General features: G+C 42.1%; 14 protein-coding genes. 8 read left to right on the forward strand and 6 right to left on the reverse strand.

The annotated features are described in order from the left end of the window. The first annotated feature begins 85 nt into the window (after positions 1 to 85). From HWQ37_RS03965 to HWQ37_RS03995, 7 genes are all read left to right on the forward strand, one after another. A complete protein-coding gene (locus HWQ37_RS03965; RefSeq protein WP_292744073.1) occupies positions 86 to 2,818 on the forward strand; it encodes an Eco57I restriction-modification methylase domain-containing protein in 2,733 nt (910 codons plus the stop codon). 397 nt (positions 2,819 to 3,215) lie between these two features. After that, positions 3,216 to 3,752 carry a GAF domain-containing protein gene (locus HWQ37_RS03970; RefSeq protein WP_292744076.1) on the forward strand — a complete coding sequence of 179 codons (537 nt, stop codon included), beginning with the start codon at positions 3,216 to 3,218 and terminating at the stop codon, positions 3,750 to 3,752. Positions 3,753 to 4,134: 382 nt separating this feature from the next. After that, positions 4,135 to 4,524 (forward strand): VOC family protein, encoded by a 390-nt coding sequence (locus HWQ37_RS03975; RefSeq protein WP_292744078.1) that lies wholly within the window; start codon positions 4,135 to 4,137, stop codon positions 4,522 to 4,524. A 528-nt stretch (positions 4,525 to 5,052) separates the two neighbouring features. Further along, the gene (locus HWQ37_RS03980; RefSeq protein WP_292744080.1) at positions 5,053 to 6,798 is read left to right on the forward strand and encodes a Dyp-type peroxidase; all 1,746 of its coding nucleotides are present in this window, start codon (positions 5,053 to 5,055) and stop codon (positions 6,796 to 6,798) included. A 221-nt stretch (positions 6,799 to 7,019) separates the two neighbouring features. After that, complete coding sequence (locus tag HWQ37_RS03985; RefSeq protein ID WP_292744082.1) at positions 7,020 to 8,198, forward strand: class I SAM-dependent methyltransferase; 1,179 nt, start codon at positions 7,020 to 7,022, stop codon at positions 8,196 to 8,198. A 381-nt stretch (positions 8,199 to 8,579) separates the two neighbouring features. Next, positions 8,580 to 9,458, forward strand: coding sequence for an NAD(P)-dependent oxidoreductase (locus HWQ37_RS03990; RefSeq protein WP_292744084.1), 879 nt, complete (start codon positions 8,580 to 8,582; stop codon positions 9,456 to 9,458). Positions 9,459 to 9,704: 246 nt separating this feature from the next. Then, positions 9,705 to 9,833, forward strand: coding sequence for a hypothetical protein (locus HWQ37_RS03995; protein WP_292744086.1), 129 nt, complete (start codon positions 9,705 to 9,707; stop codon positions 9,831 to 9,833). Here the strand turns inward: HWQ37_RS03995 and HWQ37_RS04000 are convergent. Further along, the gene (locus tag HWQ37_RS04000; RefSeq protein WP_292744088.1) at positions 9,827 to 11,902 is read right to left on the reverse strand and encodes a chromosome segregation ATPase; all 2,076 of its coding nucleotides are present in this window, start codon (positions 11,900 to 11,902) and stop codon (positions 9,827 to 9,829) included. The two genes, HWQ37_RS03995 and HWQ37_RS04000, sit on opposite strands and share 7 nt — an antisense overlap. 154 nt (positions 11,903 to 12,056) lie before the next feature. Beyond that, on the reverse strand, positions 12,057 to 12,962 hold the full coding sequence (gene hslO / locus HWQ37_RS04005; protein ID WP_292744122.1) for an Hsp33 family molecular chaperone HslO: 906 nt from the start codon (positions 12,960 to 12,962) through the stop codon (positions 12,057 to 12,059). 213 nt (positions 12,963 to 13,175) lie between these two features. Here hslO and HWQ37_RS04010 point away from each other — a divergent pair, with 213 nt between their 5' ends. Next, positions 13,176 to 13,562 (forward strand): hypothetical protein, encoded by a 387-nt coding sequence (locus HWQ37_RS04010; protein WP_292744124.1) that lies wholly within the window; start codon positions 13,176 to 13,178, stop codon positions 13,560 to 13,562. A gap of 91 nt (positions 13,563 to 13,653) precedes the next feature. On the opposite strand, the gene HWQ37_RS04015 is transcribed toward HWQ37_RS04010, so the two are convergent. From HWQ37_RS04015 to hisD, 4 genes are all read right to left on the reverse strand, one after another. Then, a complete protein-coding gene (locus tag HWQ37_RS04015; protein ID WP_292744090.1) occupies positions 13,654 to 14,268 on the reverse strand; it encodes a hypothetical protein in 615 nt (204 codons plus the stop codon). Between the two features lie 392 nt (positions 14,269 to 14,660). Next, positions 14,661 to 14,822, reverse strand: coding sequence for a Uma2 family endonuclease (locus HWQ37_RS04020; RefSeq protein ID WP_292744092.1), 162 nt, complete (start codon positions 14,820 to 14,822; stop codon positions 14,661 to 14,663). Positions 14,823 to 14,841: 19 nt separating this feature from the next. Next, positions 14,842 to 15,267, reverse strand: a complete 426-nt coding sequence (locus HWQ37_RS04025; RefSeq protein ID WP_292744093.1) for a universal stress protein — start codon at positions 15,265 to 15,267, stop codon at positions 14,842 to 14,844. A 678-nt stretch (positions 15,268 to 15,945) separates the two neighbouring features. After that, positions 15,946 to 17,247, reverse strand: coding sequence for a histidinol dehydrogenase (gene hisD / locus HWQ37_RS04030; RefSeq protein WP_292744095.1), 1,302 nt, complete (start codon positions 17,245 to 17,247; stop codon positions 15,946 to 15,948). Positions 17,248 to 17,473 lie beyond the last annotated feature (226 nt).

Here is a 17,473-nt window from a genome sequence, read left to right on the forward strand (position 1 = left end):
ATAGGCATGAAATTTAAATTATTTTAACTTTTACCATAAAAGTAGCGCAAGAGCCAATCATTTTTATGATGAATTTCTCAAGGCTTTGTTTTTTGAAAGCTTTGCTAAACCTGAGAGTGACCGCGATTTATCTGTTCAAGAATTGGTAGGAAAGGTTAAATACCTGAATGGTGGACTATTTCTCAAACATCATATTGAAGAGAAATATCAAATTACTATAGTTGATGAGGCGTTTGAGCAAGTTTTAGATTTGTTTGGGCGTTATTCTTGGAATTTAGATGATACGCCGGAAGGTAAAGATGATGAGATAAATCCCGATGTTTTAGGATATATTTTCGAGAAATATATTAATCAAAAGGCTTTTGGGGCGTATTATACTAGACCGCAAATTACGGAATATCTTTGTGATAGAACTATTCACAAGTTAATTGTAGACCGGGTAAATGATTCGCTATCTGATCAGTATAAGCCATTTGAAGATATCAACGAACTTATTATCAAACTGGATACAAATGTTTGTCGTCTACTAATGGATGATATTCTTCCTAATTTATCAATTCTTGACCCAGCTTGCGGTTCTGGTGCTTTTCTTGTGGCGGCGATGAAGACGCTAATTCAAGTTTACAGCGCGGTGTTTGGGACAATTAAGTTGATGGGTGATGATACTCTTAAAAATAAGCTTGAGGAGATAGAAAATTCTCACCCGTCAATACCTTATTTTATCAAAAAACGGATTGTTTCTGATAACCTCTATGGTATAGATATCATGGAGGAAGCAACGGAAATTGCTAAACTGCGTCTTTTCTTAGCTTTAGTTTCTTCTGCTAACGATGTGGAAGAGTTAGAGCCATTACCTAATATTGATTTTAATATTATGGCGGGTAATTCGTTAATTGGATTAATTAAGGTAGATGATACGGCTTTTGATACAGTAGGAAATACTAAACAAGGTAATTTATTACAGCCTCTCATAGCAGATAATTACAAGGCTATTTTAGAAGAAAAGAATAAATCTATTGAACTTTACAAAAAACACGCTTTTATTCCTGGTGATGAAAAACTTCCTGGCGGAGAACTGGGAACGCATCAAGATGCAAGGTTGTTAAATTTACGTCAATCTATTGACAACCTTAATAAAGAATCACAAAAGAAGTTAAATATTTTGTTATTGGATGAATTTAGGCAAAAGCTGAGGATTCAATACGAAGAAGTTAAATTAACTGGAAAATCACAGAAACGTAAATTGGAGGTTAAGGATATTGCAGCTTTGAAGCCGTTTCATTGGGGTTATCATTTTGACAAGGTTTTAGAACGCGGTGGTTTTGATGCGATTATTACTAATCCACCTTGGGAAATATTTAAGCCTCAAGCTAAAGAGTTCTTTGCACAGCATAATGAACTGGTGACGAAGAACAAGATGGATATTAAGGATTTTGAGAAAGAACAGAATAAATTATTACAAAATCCCATAATTGCTAGTGCTTGGTTAGAATATCAAAGTCAATATCCTTATGTCAGTGCTTATTATCGTTCGTCTGAACAGTATAAAAATCAGATTTCTATTGTGAATGGTAAAAAAGCAGGTACGGATATTAATCTTTATAAGCTGTTTACAGAACAATGTTTTAATCTTTTGCGTTTAGGCGGTGAGTGTGGAATTGTAATTCCTAGCGGGATTTACACTGATTTGGGGACTAAGCAATTGCGGGAGATGTTGTTTAGTCAAACTAAAGTTACTGGGTTATTCTGTTTTGAGAATCGGAAGACAATTTTTGAAGAAGTTGATAGCCGTTTTAAGTTTGTTGTCCTAACTTTTGTTAAAGGTAGTACAACAACAGAATTTCCATCTGCATTTATGCGTCATGAGGTGCAGGAACTTCAACGGTTTCCTAGTCATGATAGCTTGCAGATTAGTATTGATATGGTGCGTCAACTTTCACCTGAGAGTTTAGGAATAGTTGAATTTACAAATAAATATGATTTGTTAATAGCAGAAAAAGTATCTAAATCTCCACTTTTAGGTGAAAAGCTCAATGAAAGTTGGAACATTAGCCTACAAAGTGAATTTCACATGACTAATGATAGTTATCTTTTTCAACAAGAACTAAAACAAAAAATGTTGCCTTTATATGAAGGTAAGATGATTCACCAATTTAATCATCAGTTTGATAAACCCCGGTACTGGATTGTGGAGAAAGAGGGAAGATTAGCTGTACTTGGACGCAAAGAAGACAAATATAAAAAGCTTGACTATCAAGATTACCGACTTGGCTTTCGTAAAATTGCAAGTAGTACAAATGCAAGGACAATGATTTCGACAATCATTCCTCCAAACTTTCATTCAGAAAGTTTTCAATCTGTTCGCACATACGATAATGAGGAAAACCGTCAAATCAGTTATGATGTGATGTTTTATCTTTGCGGAGTTTGGAACAGCTTTATTTTAGATTATTTATTACGTCTAAGAGTAACTGCCAATGTAAATTTCTTCTATGTCTACCAATTACCAGTCCCACGTTTAACAAAAAACGATCGCAACTTCAACGATATTGTACAACGCGCCGCCAAACTCATCTGCACCACACCAGAATTTGACGAACTCGCGCAAGAAGTCGGTTTAGGTTCCCATCAACAAGGCGTTACCGACGAAGCAGAACGCGCTAAACTCCGCGCTGAACTCGATGGAATGGTTGCACACCTCTACGGTTTAACGGAAGATGAGTTTAGTTACATCCTCACTACCTTTCCGATTGTCAATGCAACGGTTAAAGATGCAGCATTGTCAGCTTACCGTAACTTTGGTTTTACCCCACCCTAACCCTCCCCTTGTAAAGGGGAGGGAACTAGATTTTCAGGTTTCCCCCCTTTCTAAGGGGGGATTAAGGGGGGTAATTTGACTTGCGTGTACAACGTAGCCTTTAGTCTATTGCATACAAGCGATCGCTATATTTATTGTCTTAAACCATAAAAACTAAGCATATTATTTGCAAATTACTAAAATTCTTAGCTTTAAATTTATAATTGAGATGTTTTTTGATGCACATTAAAAATTATAATTTCTTAAGAATTAATTTTAAATACACCGTTGACCTGTAATATTACTATGTTTCGTTAAAATGGAATTGCTGCTATAAATAGAACAATGCATTTAAATAAACTCTAATAAATTACTATAAAAATCCGGCAGCATTGACCTATATCGTAATTTTAGAACCGTGCAAATTCATCCTCACTCAAAATTGAACCAAAACCACAATCGCCGTGAACAAGGTTTGCAAAATTTGCTCGATCGCCTTGTTAAAAAAATGCAGCGCGATGAGTTAGTGCGGCAAACAACCAATCAACTCAGAGAATCGCTTCAGGTTGATCGGGTAGTGCTGTATTATTTTTACGGGCAGTGGGAAGGACAGGTGACTTTTGAATCTTTGAGTTCTAAAGAATTTTCAATACTGGGTTCCACTGGCCCAGATGATTGTTTTAATAACAAGTATGCTGCTTTATACTTAGCAGGACGGGTAAGAGCGATCGCTGATATTGAATTAGAGCCAATCGAATCTTGTCACCGAGATTTTCTTTCTAGTATGCAAGTTCGCGCTAACCTAGTTGTACCAATTTTGATACCTAGAGGATTATGGGGATTACTAGCAGCACATCACTGTCAAGGTCCTCATAATTGGTCGCCATTAGATATAGAAATGATGCAAACAGCAGCCCAAACTCTCGCAACAGACCCTAATATTTTGGAAAGTTAAAATAATTCGTAATGGGTTAGGCCTCACTCGTTGCTGTCAACTTAAGCTATAAATGGCTTATTTGTTGGCTTCCTTACCCACCTTGAACTAAAGTTCAAGGCTAACAGTTAAAGTCATCTAAAGATGACTAAGGATTTTTAGGGATATATTTAGTCATCTTCTCTAAAGATGACTAAGGATTTTTGGGGATATTGAGTCATCTTCAGATGACTTTTGCTATTAGCAAGGAACTTCAGTTCCTTGCGGGACATGAGTTTTACCTTAAGTTGACACCAATGCGTCCGGCTACGCTAACTTAATTGAAAGGGCGGCAGAAACCGTGTCTACACAGGCAATGAGTTTAAAACCCTCAATTTAATTTTTCTAATCAGGAGAAAAAACTGTGAAATTTGGTTACACGGTTATCTGGGTAGACGATGTAGTTAAAACAGTTGAGTTTTACGAAAAAGCATTTGGTTTAGTTCGTCGCACTCTCCAAGATAAAGGACAATCTATCTGGGCGGAAATCGAAACCGGAAACACCACATTAGCTTTCTCTTCCACTAGCGAAGCCCAAAAGCTATTTCCTGGCGGCTTTCATGCTAACGATGCTACACAACCACCGGCATTAATCCAAATATCATTTATCACTCCTGATGTTGGCGGTGCTTATATGAGGGCAATAGGAGCAGGTGCAAAAGCATTAGATGCTCCTAAAGCTCAGGCTGGAGGACAAACAATTGCTCGCGTCCGCGATCTTAATGGCGTGTTAGTGTCGTTAGTAAGTGGATAATAGCGATCGCCTTTTAGCAAGACGCAACCCACAAGGGTAAATTACGATGCTGCGTTTTTTGGCTGACGAGAACTTTAACACTTTTCCCTCACCCCCAGCCCCTCTCCCAAAGATGGGAGAGGGGAGACATAATTCTAGTTCCCCTTCTCCCATCTTTGGGAGAAGGGGTTAGGGGATGAGGGCTATCAAGGTTTTTGCATATTTGGGATGCTCCCGACAAGTCCGGTTTTTGCCTTTGCGTTGATGATTGGAGGTGAGTAAGTAGGCTGATAGCGATCGCTTGGGCAAAAATCAACACTTACTTCTTAACAATAAAATTATGGTTAGGTGATTTCTGATTAAAAAATACCTCTGTTGTCCAAACCAACGGCTATGGTAAATTTATTACTAGAATTCACCTTAGTATCCTCGCATAAATCTCTTAAATACCTCCGATAACTTAAAATGGGTTCCCAATTAGGGATACCTGATTTGATATTTTCATTCTGGAATAACCAATAGGCTCTATCATAAACAGGATTTTGATACATGACACAACAAATAATTCGTGAAGCACCTGCTCCCGATCCGTTAGAAGGTCAACAGACAAACTCATTCTTTTACGTCCCTGCGCCTAATGAGCCTATTCTCAATGTCAACAATATTCAAGGCAACATTCTAGGCGGGTTTAATAAAGACTATCAAGCCCTCTTATTCCTTGAAATTGAAAATCCAAATGCCTTTAAGCAGTGGCTGAAATCACAGATCGACTTCATTGCAACCGCCTCAGAAGTGATTGCCTTCAACCGCTTATTTAAATCCGCCAGACTACGGCGAGGCCGCGAAGGCGCTGTTAAGGCAACCTGGGTCAATATTGCTTTCTCCTTTGAAGGGCTGAAAAAACTAACCAATGATGCCGACTCATTTACAGATGAAGCCTTTAAAGCTGGACTAGCAGCACGCGCTACCCAATTGAAAGACCCCGTAGACAAGGATAATAAGCCTATTGGTTGGGTCGTGGGTGGGCCGGATAATGGCAAAGCTGATGTAGTTTTCATCATTGCCAGTGACCAACGCTCGGACTTGCTGGCAGAAGTTTCGCGGATCTTAGAAAGCATTGTGTTATTTACAGATGAGGAAGGCAAGCTTAAGAGCAGTGGAGCCAGAATTACTTTCTTAGAAGAAGGAGCCAATTTACCGGAACCCCTTTCTGGACATGAACATTTTGGTAACTTGGATGGAATATCACAACCTGGTATTCGTGGCCGGGTTGGTGAAAATCCGAAAGACCTTCTCACTCCTCGGCAGAACCCAGAGAATAAAAATCAAGGCAAACCAGGACAGGATCTTTTGTGGCCAGGAGAGTTTGTTTTTGGCTACGAAGGTCAGAAGGCTGATGCTAAAAAGTTGGAAGATAGCAAAGGTCAGGTTGTCTCGGCAGGACTACACTGGGCAAATGATGGCTCTTATCTTGTATTCCGCCGATTACGCCAAGATGTATACAAGTTCCACCATTTTTTGAGCGAAGAAGCTGCCAAACTGAATACTGACCCCAGAAAGGTAAGCGCAAAGCTGATTGGTCGCTGGCCTAGTGGCGCTCCCACTGTCCGCACCCCTGAAAAAGATGCCCCAAGTTTGGGTAATGATGACACTGCTAACAATGATTTTGAATTCAACGGTGACGATCCACCGGAGAATTCTTTCTTCAAAAACGATGTAGTTCCACCTTCTGACGATGCAACAGGTCTTCGCTGCCCGTTTATTGCCCATACTCGCAAGACTTATCCACGTAATGACAAAACACCAGGCGGCAAAGTCTCTGGTTCCGAAGAAATTGATATCGATCGCAGTGAAGTAACTACTCAAACACACCGCTTACTCCGTCGCGGTATTCCTTATGGGCCAGTGTCTCCTTCGACACCGAACAATCCCTTAAAAGATGAGAAGTTTGTCGATCGCGGTCTTCACTTTTTGGCTTATCAGACCTCGATTGTAGACCAGTTTGAGTTTGTCACTAAGTTCTGGGCTAACAATCCCGACTTCAGTGAGGAAGCTGCTACTGGTCATGAGTTTGAAGGTAAATTAACTCTTGGTCACGATCCAATTATTGGTCAAAGTGAAAATAACAAACCAGGTGGCGATCGCACGCGCAAGTTCTTTGTCCACCTTGATGATGACCAAGGTGAATCTAAAACTAAAGAGTTAACTGCACCTGAAGATTGGGTAATTCCGACTGGTGGCGGCTACTTCTTTGCACCCTCGATTTCTGCTTTGAAAGAAGTATTGACAAAATAATGATTTTAGGTATACAGGGATAGCAGCTTTTTGTGGCGATCGCATTCCTCCCCTGCAAACTTCCCAAGTTTTGTCTGTCAATCAATGCCAGCGCTGATGCCACAGTGCCGATATTATAGGGTTTGTAGACCTTTAGCAAAATTATGAATTATGAATTTTGTTTTGCATTATTCATAATTCATTTATTTTTCTCTATTCCCTAATCTCAAACCGGAAATTTTATGGATTCAAATCCAGCATTGTGTGCTGCGATCGCTAATCACATTACCACTACTCCCCAACAACGAATTACTTTCGCCGAATTCATGGATCTGGTATTATACCACCCTGAACACGGCTACTATTCTAGTGATGCAGTCAAAATTGGCTTTCAGGGTGGTGATTTTTTCACCTCACCTAATCTCTGCCCAGACTTTGGCGAGTTACTTGCAGAACAATTTTTGCAAATGTGGGAGATTTTAGGAAAACCTGTAACCTTTTCTTTGGTAGAAATGGGAGCAGGTCAAGGATTGCTAGCTTTGCATATCCTTAAATATCATCAACTACACTACCCAGATTTTTTTACCGCCCTAGAGTACATCATTGTTGAAAAGTCCCCAACTTTAAGACAAGAACAGCAGCAACGCTTACAAGATTTCCCTGTGCGTTGGTGCAATTTCGAGGAGATACCACCAAATGCGATCGTCGGTTGCTTTTTTTCCAACGAGTTAGTAGATGCGTTTCCCGTCCATCAATTCATCCTAGAAACGGGAGAATTCCGAGAAATTTATGTAACCACAGATAGTAATGAGAAAGAAACCTGCCCATCATTTATAGAAGTCACAGGGGAACCGTCAACGCCCCAACTAACTGAATATTTGGATTTACTGGAAATCGACTTGACACAAAGTACATATTCTGATGGCTACCGTAGTGAAATTAATTTAGCAGCTCTCGACTGGTTGAGTATAGTAGCAGACCGCTTGCAGCTTGGCTATGTGTTAACAATTGATTATGGCTACCCCGCCAGTCGTTACTATAATCCCAGGCGATCGCAGGGAACGCTACAGTGTTATTACCATCATCGTTTCCATGACAACCCTTATATTAATATTGGGCGACAAGATATCACTGCCCATGTTGACTTTACGGCTTTGGAACGCTGGGGTCAGAAGTACAATTTAAAGAATATTGGTTTTATCCAGCAGGGATTATTTTTGATGGCGTTAGGATTAGGCGATCGCATTGCAGCCCTTTCTTATCAACAACAACCTCTCTCGCAGTTACTAAAGCATCGAGACGCACTACACCAACTTCTAGATCCCACAGGACTCGGCGGCTTTGGAGTCTTAATTCAGAGCAAAGGTTTGGACAACACAGAAATCTCTCAACCATTAAAAGGATTGACCCTGCCAGAGTAAGCGTAAAGAAAGAAAAGTTAAAACTCTATTTAAGAATGCAGTATTAGTCTTATTTGGACTAGCATAACAGTGATTACTGTAAAGTTAAACACACTACCAAAGTAATAATTATGTCCACTCATGACCTGTTAATGCTAGCAACACTACTTACCCCTGGTATATTACTTTCAGTGATAATTATGTTAACTTTTGCTGCTGGTGGTTGATTGCCAGAATTAGGAAGTAGGAAAACTGGAATTTAGGATTGTATCTTAAATCTCAAATAACTACTTCCCAGCTAATTTGAATCAATGCAAATGCGATGTCTGATGAATTGCGATCCTCATTCACTTTTGGGAGAAGACTCGCTATCGGTAACGCTGTATTAAAGGAACATAAAAAATGAAGGTGGCATTTCTGGGAACTGGACTGATGGGACTACCAATGGCTCAAAGGTTATTAGCGGCAGATATACAGCTAGTTGCCTACAATCGTACCCCAGAAAAATTAGCACCACTACAAGCATCTGGGGCTGAAATTGCTACACATCCCCGCCATGCCATTCGTGCTGCTGAGTGCGTAATCCTCATGCTTACTAATGCCCCGGCTATTTATAATGTGTTACTTTCAGATACTGCTTGGCAAACTTTGGAAGGGCGTACAATTATCCAAATGGGAACAATTACTCCCACAGAAAGCCAGGAAATTAGAGATGCAGTAGTGGCGGGTGGTGGTGAGTATTTGGAAGCGCCGGTATTAGGGAGTATCCCAGAAGCAAAAGCTGGCAAGTTGAATGTTATGGTAGGGGCGGAGCCAGAACAATACGAACGCCACTTGAAGTTACTCCAAAATTTTGGGACAAAACCTTTACTTATCGGGCCGGTGGGATCTGCGGCGGCGCTTAAATTGGCACTAAATCAACTAATAGCTTCTCTAACAACTAGCTTTGCTTTGAGTCTAGCTTTTGTCCAGCGTCAAGGTGTCGATGTAGATGTGTTTATGCAAATCTTGCGCGACAGTCCACTCTACGCGCCTACCTTTGACAAAAAGCTACAACGGATGTTAGATGGCAATTATGCCGATCCCAATTTCCCCACAAAACACTTGCTTAAAGATACAGAATTGTTTATCTCAGAAGCGAAATCTCAGAATTTGGATCTCAGCAGTATTAAAGGAGTGCGGCAAATCTTGCAAACAGCCGTAAAAATGTCATTTGCTGATGATGATTACTCATCATTATTTTCAGTCATTAAGGAATGGGGAGAAGCGATCGGGGAATAAAAAGTTTAAGCTTTTAGATCAATACGCTTGGGTTAAGGACAAGACTTACCCAAAATTAAGAAAAAACGAACCACAAAGGGCGCATTCGCGCAGCGTCTCGTCAGAGAAGGACACAAAGAGAAGAAAGGAATCCTTAATTAAACCGCAATACGCTTGGGTTAGCGCCAAAAACTTTCAGGACTTACGCAAAAACTCTCTGAAACTCTTATTCCTTTGCGTCCTTTGCGGTTAGTTAAAAAAATTGACTTGAACAAATTAGTTTTAGCCTTAACTGAACTGTATTGGCTTTTAGATATTGTCTCATTCCCAGTCTGCCCAGAGGCTGGAAACGAGATTTTAAAGAAAATTGCTGTAATAGACGATCGCTATCACTGACCATTAATAGTAGTTGATGGGGGAAATGGTAGAGATTCAGGCGTAGACGAAGGCTGAGGTTCAGGTTGAGGATTGAGAAAATCTTGCCAGGTCTTAATTTGCTCTTGCGCTGCACTATAAGCAGCACTACCGCGTGGAATCGATTTGGCAATGTCAATGCCTCTGGCAATATCAGACTGACCTTGAGTGCGTGCTATTTCTAACAATTGCTGACTCCATTGGTCGATAGCCTGATTCGCATCCATACGTAAGATGCTATTGTTTGAAACTCGATCCGCCAGTCGTATTGCTTCAACCAAGGCTTCTGGAGTGCCAGCCGCCCCTACTTCCTGGGCTTTTTTCCAGTCTTCTTTAGTGCGGATTTGCCCTTCCCAGTCATTTATCGCAGTTTGTGCTTCTTGTGAAAGCGCCCTTCCCGATGAGGCAATTTGTTGAGCTGTACTAATGGCGGCGGTGAGATTTCCACTTTGGGCTAGTTCTTGTGCTTGATCCAAGTAAGGTTGGTCTTGAATTCGCTGGATTTTTCCTACCCAAGTACGAATTTTTTTGCGTGCTTCTGGATATAATGCCCGACCTCTACGAATTTCGCTGGCCTGGGCGATCGCAGCTTGCAAAGAGTTAATATCCTCGAATAGTGCGATCTGTTCGGCACGATCTAAGTAAGGTTGGTCTTCAATTGTCTCTACTTGGGCATTCCAGCGACCTATCTCTTGCCTAGCTTCTGTGCCTCTAGGATTACTAGCAGGGATTAGTTCTACTTGGGCGATCGCGGCTGTTAAATTCGGGACTGTTCCCTGGCTAGCCAATATTCTCGCTTTTTCCAGATGGGCAACATCTTCAATTTCCAACTGCCAACGAGCAATTAGTTGCTGTGCTTCGTTATACACTGGTCTGGAAGGATCGATTTGTTGTGCTTGAGCGATCGCTGCCTCTAAACTAGAAACACTACCAAGCCAAGCACTCCTTTTTGCGTCCGCTATGGCGATAAAGTCATCTGTTTCGCCTTGTAGTTTCGCGCTTTCTGGTATTTGCCTAGCAATGTTCAGCGCTTCATCGGCATCCTGTTTATCTAGTTTCGCCTGTGCCAATTCCAACATTTTTCGTCCAAATGCTGGTATCGCTTCCTGAGATTTTTGGTATAGGTAACTTTCCTGCCCAATGGACTCGGCTAACTTGATCGCTTCTAGGATGTTATCAACTACTTTGCTGCTTGCTAAATTTTCGGCTTTTCCTAACTTATCGCCATCTTCTCGGGCTGTGGCAATTAGACGATTCAATTGGTCGTATTTAGTACCCGCCCAGTATTGATTGTCTACGCGGAGCATTTTAGCGGATAACATGAATGCCGATTGCCAGTGCCGTTCCTTGACTTCGGCGATCGCACCGTTGTATGTGGCTTCAGCTTTTGACCAAATTGTTTGCCATTTGTCAATTTGCTCATCGACTAATTTATAAGCTGCCACATCTTCGGGTATTTTCTTCGCAGTGGCGATCGCTTCTTCTAAATTCCCAGTTTGGAAACTTTGATCGGCTAGCTTCAAAATATCCCGCGACCATTCTTCAATGAAACGATCGATTTCTCCATGCAACGGGTGATTTTGTGGTAGTTGCTTCACCAGAGCGATCGCTTGCAATAGGTCGTTCACAGTCTGCTTAGAAGCCGCCAACTGAGCGCAATGTAGCCGCACAGAAGCACTAGCTAGCGGCCAGAAAATCGAGGGGCAATTAGGAGCAGCTGGCAACTTAAACAGTATTGCCATTGCCAAGAATCCTACACTGCCGGGAATCAACATTAGTAGTACTAGCCACAATGTCCAGCTTTTCATCCAGCGTGGCCATTTCCCAGAATTATTACTGAGTTGGGTAGTTTCTTTTGAATTACTATTTATAGGTAATCCTTTCTTATGGTTTTTTTTTCGCCGCTTCACTGACTTGGAGGTAGAACCAGTAGCTGGGGTATCAAATGGCTGAGTTTCACCGAATTGTTCTGTTCGGGATAATCTTTTGTTTTGATCTGGCTCTCTTCCACTGGCTGAAGACCAACTGTCTGGAATATCCCGCTCTGTCATCTCTCACACCAAAATAATTGAATAGCGCTCTGTTTTAGGTCGATAATTCCATTGTTGACATAGTAACTTTCTCATCATTAAAAAGCTACTTTTTTGATTATCTCTCTCCACAGAGTACCATTATCAATCTCAAAAATCAGTGCTATTTTATACTTTATCCTGAAACAGAAGATTCAGCTTGCAAATCGGCAATTAGTTGAGCTAACTCGTCGCTACTTGCTTGGTAAACGTTGCCGCAAAATTCGCAAGTTGCTTCAGCACCATCATCTTTAACAATCATATCTTGCAGTTCAGCTTCTCCCAAAATCTTCAGTGCCCCCAAAACGCGATCGAAAGAACAACCACAGTGGAAGCGCAGCATTTGCCGTTCTGAAAAGATTTCTAGCCCCATATCTCCCAACAATTCGTCAAAGATTTCCGGTAAGGTCTTCCCAGCTTGCAACAACGGCGTAAATCCTGCTAAACCAGCAACCCGTGATTCCAAAGTTTCCACTAGGGCTTCGTCTCTGGCGGCTTTGGGCAATATTTGTATCAGTAATCCTCCAGCCGCAGTTACTCCCTCGGCTCCCACGAACACACCCAAAACTAAAGCCGAAGGAGTTTGTTCGGAATTTACGAGATAATGAGCGACATCATCACCAATTTCGCCAGAAACTAGTTCTACCGTACTAGAGTAAGGATAACCATAACCGATATCCCGGACAACGTAGAGGTAGCCCCCACCCACCGCACCACCAACATCTAACTTACCTTTGGCATTGGGAGGCAATTCTACAGATGGATTTCCCACATATCCGCGTACCGTCCCATCTAAACCGGCATCTACCAAGATGCCACCCAAAGGCCCATCGCCCTTCACCCGAACATTGACTCTCGATCCAGTTCGCTTCATACTAGAAGCCATTAACAAGCCCGCCGTCATCGTCCGACCCAGTGCTGCCGTTGCCACATAAGAAAGCTTATGACGCCCCCGTGCTTCTTCTGTTAAACGTGTGGCGATCGCACCTACGGCACGAATTCCACCTTCGGCTGCTGTTGCACGAATTAACTGATCCGCCATGAATAACCTTACATTTCTTAACAAGTTCACTTTTTCTATTCTAAGTTCTCTGCTGCAAGAAAAGTAACGTAGTCGGGTGTTACACAAATAAACGGCTGTCATTGGTCATTGGTCATTAGTTATTTGCAAAGGACAAAGGACTAATGACTAATGACAAAAATTATTTGCAATATTAGAAATAGCGATGTCTTATCTTTAGGTAATCCGAAAAAAATGCTGGGTAATTTTCAACAAAGCCAACTGCGGATCGAAATCGAAGCATCTACAGAGGCAATTCGTGACAGTTTGCTGCATCCGGTACAACTAAAAAAATGGATCTTAGGGCAACGCTTTGCACCCGGAATGCCAGAAGAACTGCTTCCCGGATTCCAGTTTACAACCTGGACTGGGCCAGTAGCGATTCATCATCAAGTAAACGTTGTTAAATCCAACTGTCTCCGCTTAGTACTCAGTGGAGGTATTGACGGGTTCCACGAATGGTACTGGGGAGAAGGTTGGGTACAGTCCCGCTTGGAAGGAGTTTCAATTTTGCCCTTAAATTTGGGTCAAACTCTGAGTTTGTTGAGCTTGCGTCAGTTTTTGGCAACTCAAGAGCGTTAAATTGACTCAATGTGAAGGAATTGGGGATTGGTTATTTTTTGCGTACCCAGTCCCTGTTTCCCAGTCTTGCGAAGTGCAATTGTAAAGCAATTTATGCATCAGAAATAATACCTACAATAATTTTTACCAGCGTAGATAAATCTTCTGGAACTTGATAGCGTTTCTGGTCTTGAGTCAGCTGACGATTGCCACGATGGTAAACCCCAAAACGCCAGTCTTCACCAGTCGTAACTGCACCATATAGAAGTTCAGATGTGGATTTAGTCCATTGATCAAGTGCGACTAATTCAATAGCGAGTTGAGTAAATCCTCTAACTAAATCTGATTGTTTGGCTTCGATAACTAATAAATTTTGAGGTGCTGCAATATAGTAGTCAAGAGTCCCTTTCAGATAGTCGTTGACAGCAATAGAATATTCGATATTGAGTCTCTGATTAGTTAAATGGCATACTTCAAACAAAATTGGGCCAATTAAAGCTTCGCGTCTAGTAGTTTCATTAACTAAATCAATATGAGAGAAATTACGCCGAAGTTGCTGCTGTAAAAATTGGATGTCTAAAGTTTCTGATGATTCAGGTAATGTTAAATTTTTCCTTTCAACAGTGCAATTTAATTCGGCTAAAATATCATCAATCGTGAAAGGCAATTCAAAATATCGGCTGAAAGTATAAGATTCACCAACTTGAAGAATGCGGCGCGAACTCATAAAAAAACTAAGCCAGATTTATCCTCTTAATTTTATACAAACTTAGTCAACTAACTGCCAATTTAACAAATTCGGTGGGTTTAAGTCCCCCGATTCAATAAGAAGGCAAGTTTTGATGCCTCAGCTAAATCCCCGGACGCTCTCTACGAGACGCTAAAAGCGAACGCAGACTCGCTAACACAAAACTTACTTCCGTTAGCGTAGCGGTAGCGAGTCCGCGATAGCGAATCGTTAGCGACGCAGGAGTGTCGCGTCCTTCCGACTTCCGACTTGTTTAAACAATAGACCTCTTGCAAAAATCCTTGAATTACCCCTCCCCAACCCTCCCCTTGTGAAGGGGAGGGCGCAAGATTTCAAGTTTCCCCCCTTTGATTAAGGGGGGTCTATTCGACTTATGCAAGAGGTCTAATGATTGTGTCTGTTAACGCGCCATGTTGTCCACTTCCTAGACTCATGGGAATTAGTTCTCCATTGACCAATTCATAACGCTTATCAGTGCCATCATCATATTTCAGGTATTCTTCAAAGGTTAGTTTTGGGGTGGTTATAGTCATTAGTTCCCCTTGCAAATTTTTACCTTGGTTTTATGACTAATACTGAACAATTAGCCTCTTCTACAACTTGACTGCTAACAGAGCGTTGAACAATTCGCTTCATCCCCATTAATCCCCGACTGCCAATTACGATCAAGTCAGTTTTGTAAATATTGGCAAGACGAATAATCTCTTCGGCAGGATCGCCAGTTACTAGTTCTAACTCACTTCTGACTAATAACTTTTCTTGATAGGATTGCAGTTGTTTTTCAATATGAAAATAAGAAAATGTTGGGGACTCTGGCTGAGGACGATCCGCAGGTAGTTCCATTTCTGACTCTGGCGTGGGAAAAACATGACAGAGAATAACCTTAGCGTCTTTTGAAAACGCCAAATCATCTAAAGTCTGAATTACTCGTTCTGAAATTTCCGAACCGTCCAGAGCTACCAAAATATTGTTTAGCACCACTCTTGTCTCCTAAAAAGTAGACTCCTTACAAACTAGCCGATAAGCCTAAAGCTCAGTCACTTCAGTGCTGAGATACAAGCGACTCGTGCGGTAATAAAGCGCATTGAATCCTTTTCCGATAAAATATTGTTAGTGGAAGGGTAATCAACTACTTTAAAAACCCGATTGCTACCTAACACGTAGACTCTGAACCTTGACAATTAAATCTATGCGGTTCTACTGCATTGTTCTAGTTTCCTCCTAGTAGTAGGTAAAAGATTTATAGAGACTAGACGACTCAGAATTTTGAAACAAATTGTTTCAATTAAACAGGACTTGCAGCAATGCAACTAGGGTAGGGCATACCCAAAGTTAACGCTTGGGGAGAATCCCACCTCTGGTCTAGATGCCGCAAGGACTCTAGGTTAAGTGGTTTCGTTGAACCAAGAATCTCAGTGGCTTTAGCCCTGAGAGTGTCAAATAAGTATCTAGCAAAATTAGTCGGCAGCGACACTAAACCAATTTTTTATTTGCCAACTTAGTTTATGTAGTTTATGTATTGAGGCTGCTTGCGTTGTAGCAACTGCTCTGGAGAGGCTTTTCACGAGTTTCTAGGAGAGGTTTTTCCTCTCCCAGAAACTACCGTCGGCAATGCCCGACTTGTGGACGGATAAGAAAAAAATTAAGCATTCCAAATCACTCTTCTTGCTGAACTCGTCGTCGGACTGAATCAGCATGGGAAGGTAAACCCTCTGCTGTTGCTAGCACATCAATAGCACCAGCCACATTTTGCAGTGCGGTTTGGGAGTATTGAATAATACTGGAGTGTTTGAGGAAAGTTTCAACACCCAATGCCGAAGCATAGCGGGCAGCACCAGAAGTTGGCAAGGTATGGTTAGGGCCTGCCAAATAGTCTCCTACAGCTTCTGGTGTTGAGTAACCCAAAAAGATTGCCCCAGCGTGGCGAATCTGTGGTAGGAGTGCCCAAGGGTCTTTGACTTCTAATTCCAGATGTTCGGGGGCGAATTCATTTGAGAGTTCTGCTGCTGCTTGGAGCGATTCGACAACGATAATTAAACCGTAGTGAGCGATCGCTTTTTCTGTATCTATTCGCCGTGGATGATCCACTAGCTGTCTTTCTAAGGCTAATTGGACGTTTTTCGCCAAAGCCGCATCTGTGGTCAGCAAAATCGCTGCCGCCATTGGATCGTGTTCGGCTTGGGCTAGCAAGTCAGCAGCTACATGTACTGGATTTGCGGTTTCATCGGCAATCACCAGCACTTCGCTGGGGCCTGCCAAAGAATCAATACCGACGGTGCCATAGACAAGTTTTTTCGCTAGGGTTACATAAATATTACCAGGGCCAGTAATCACATCCACTTTCGGAATTGTTTCTGTACCATAGGCTAAAGCAGCGATCGCTTGTGCGCCCCCAATGCGATAAATTTCTTGCACCCCTGCTTCTTGGGCAGCTACCAAGACGGCTGGGTTGATAGCACCCCCTAGGCCTGGCGGTGTCACCATTACCACGTGGGGTACGGCAGCAACATGAGCCGGAATTGCATTCATCAGCACTGTACTGGGATAGGCGGCACGGCCACCAGGCACATACAACCCGGCTCGGTCTACCGGAGTGTAGCGTTTGCCTAGTACTACTTCATCGTCGCCAAAGTGTACCCAGCTTTTTGGGACTCGCTGACGATGAAACGCCTCAATTTGGCGGCTAGCTAGCCGAATTGCGCTCAACAATTCCTTTGATACCTGTTGATAGGCTGCATCCAGTTCCGAGCCTGTAACTCGGAGTTCTTCTGCTGTCAGAGTTTGTTTGTCAAATTCGGCTGTGTAATGCAATACAGCTTTATCGCCTTGGCGTTTCACTGCTTGCAAAACTTCCCGCACCGTTGCTTCTTTGTGAAGCACCTGTTCGTCATGGGTGCGATCGCAGATCCGTTGTAGTTCTGCTCTAACGTCTGCCTGCTGAGTAATGATTCGCAGCATGGAGTAAGGACAATGCCAAAATTATAATATTGCCACCTGAGATTTAGTATTGCTCTTGACCCACTGGGGTGTGCAAGCTGACTCTAATTCTCTTCTCTAGCTTAACCTGGATTTTTTTGATACTCTCAAGGCTAACACCCTATAGTTTGCTTGAGAAGGCGATTTAATTGCTCAACCCCACAAGCCTTAATGGGCTAGCGGCTGGAAGCAGGTGTGCCATTCCCAC

The organism is Nostoc sp. NMS4 (assembly GCF_017115095.1).
Lineage (GTDB): Bacteria > Cyanobacteriota > Cyanobacteriia > Cyanobacteriales > Nostocaceae > Nostoc.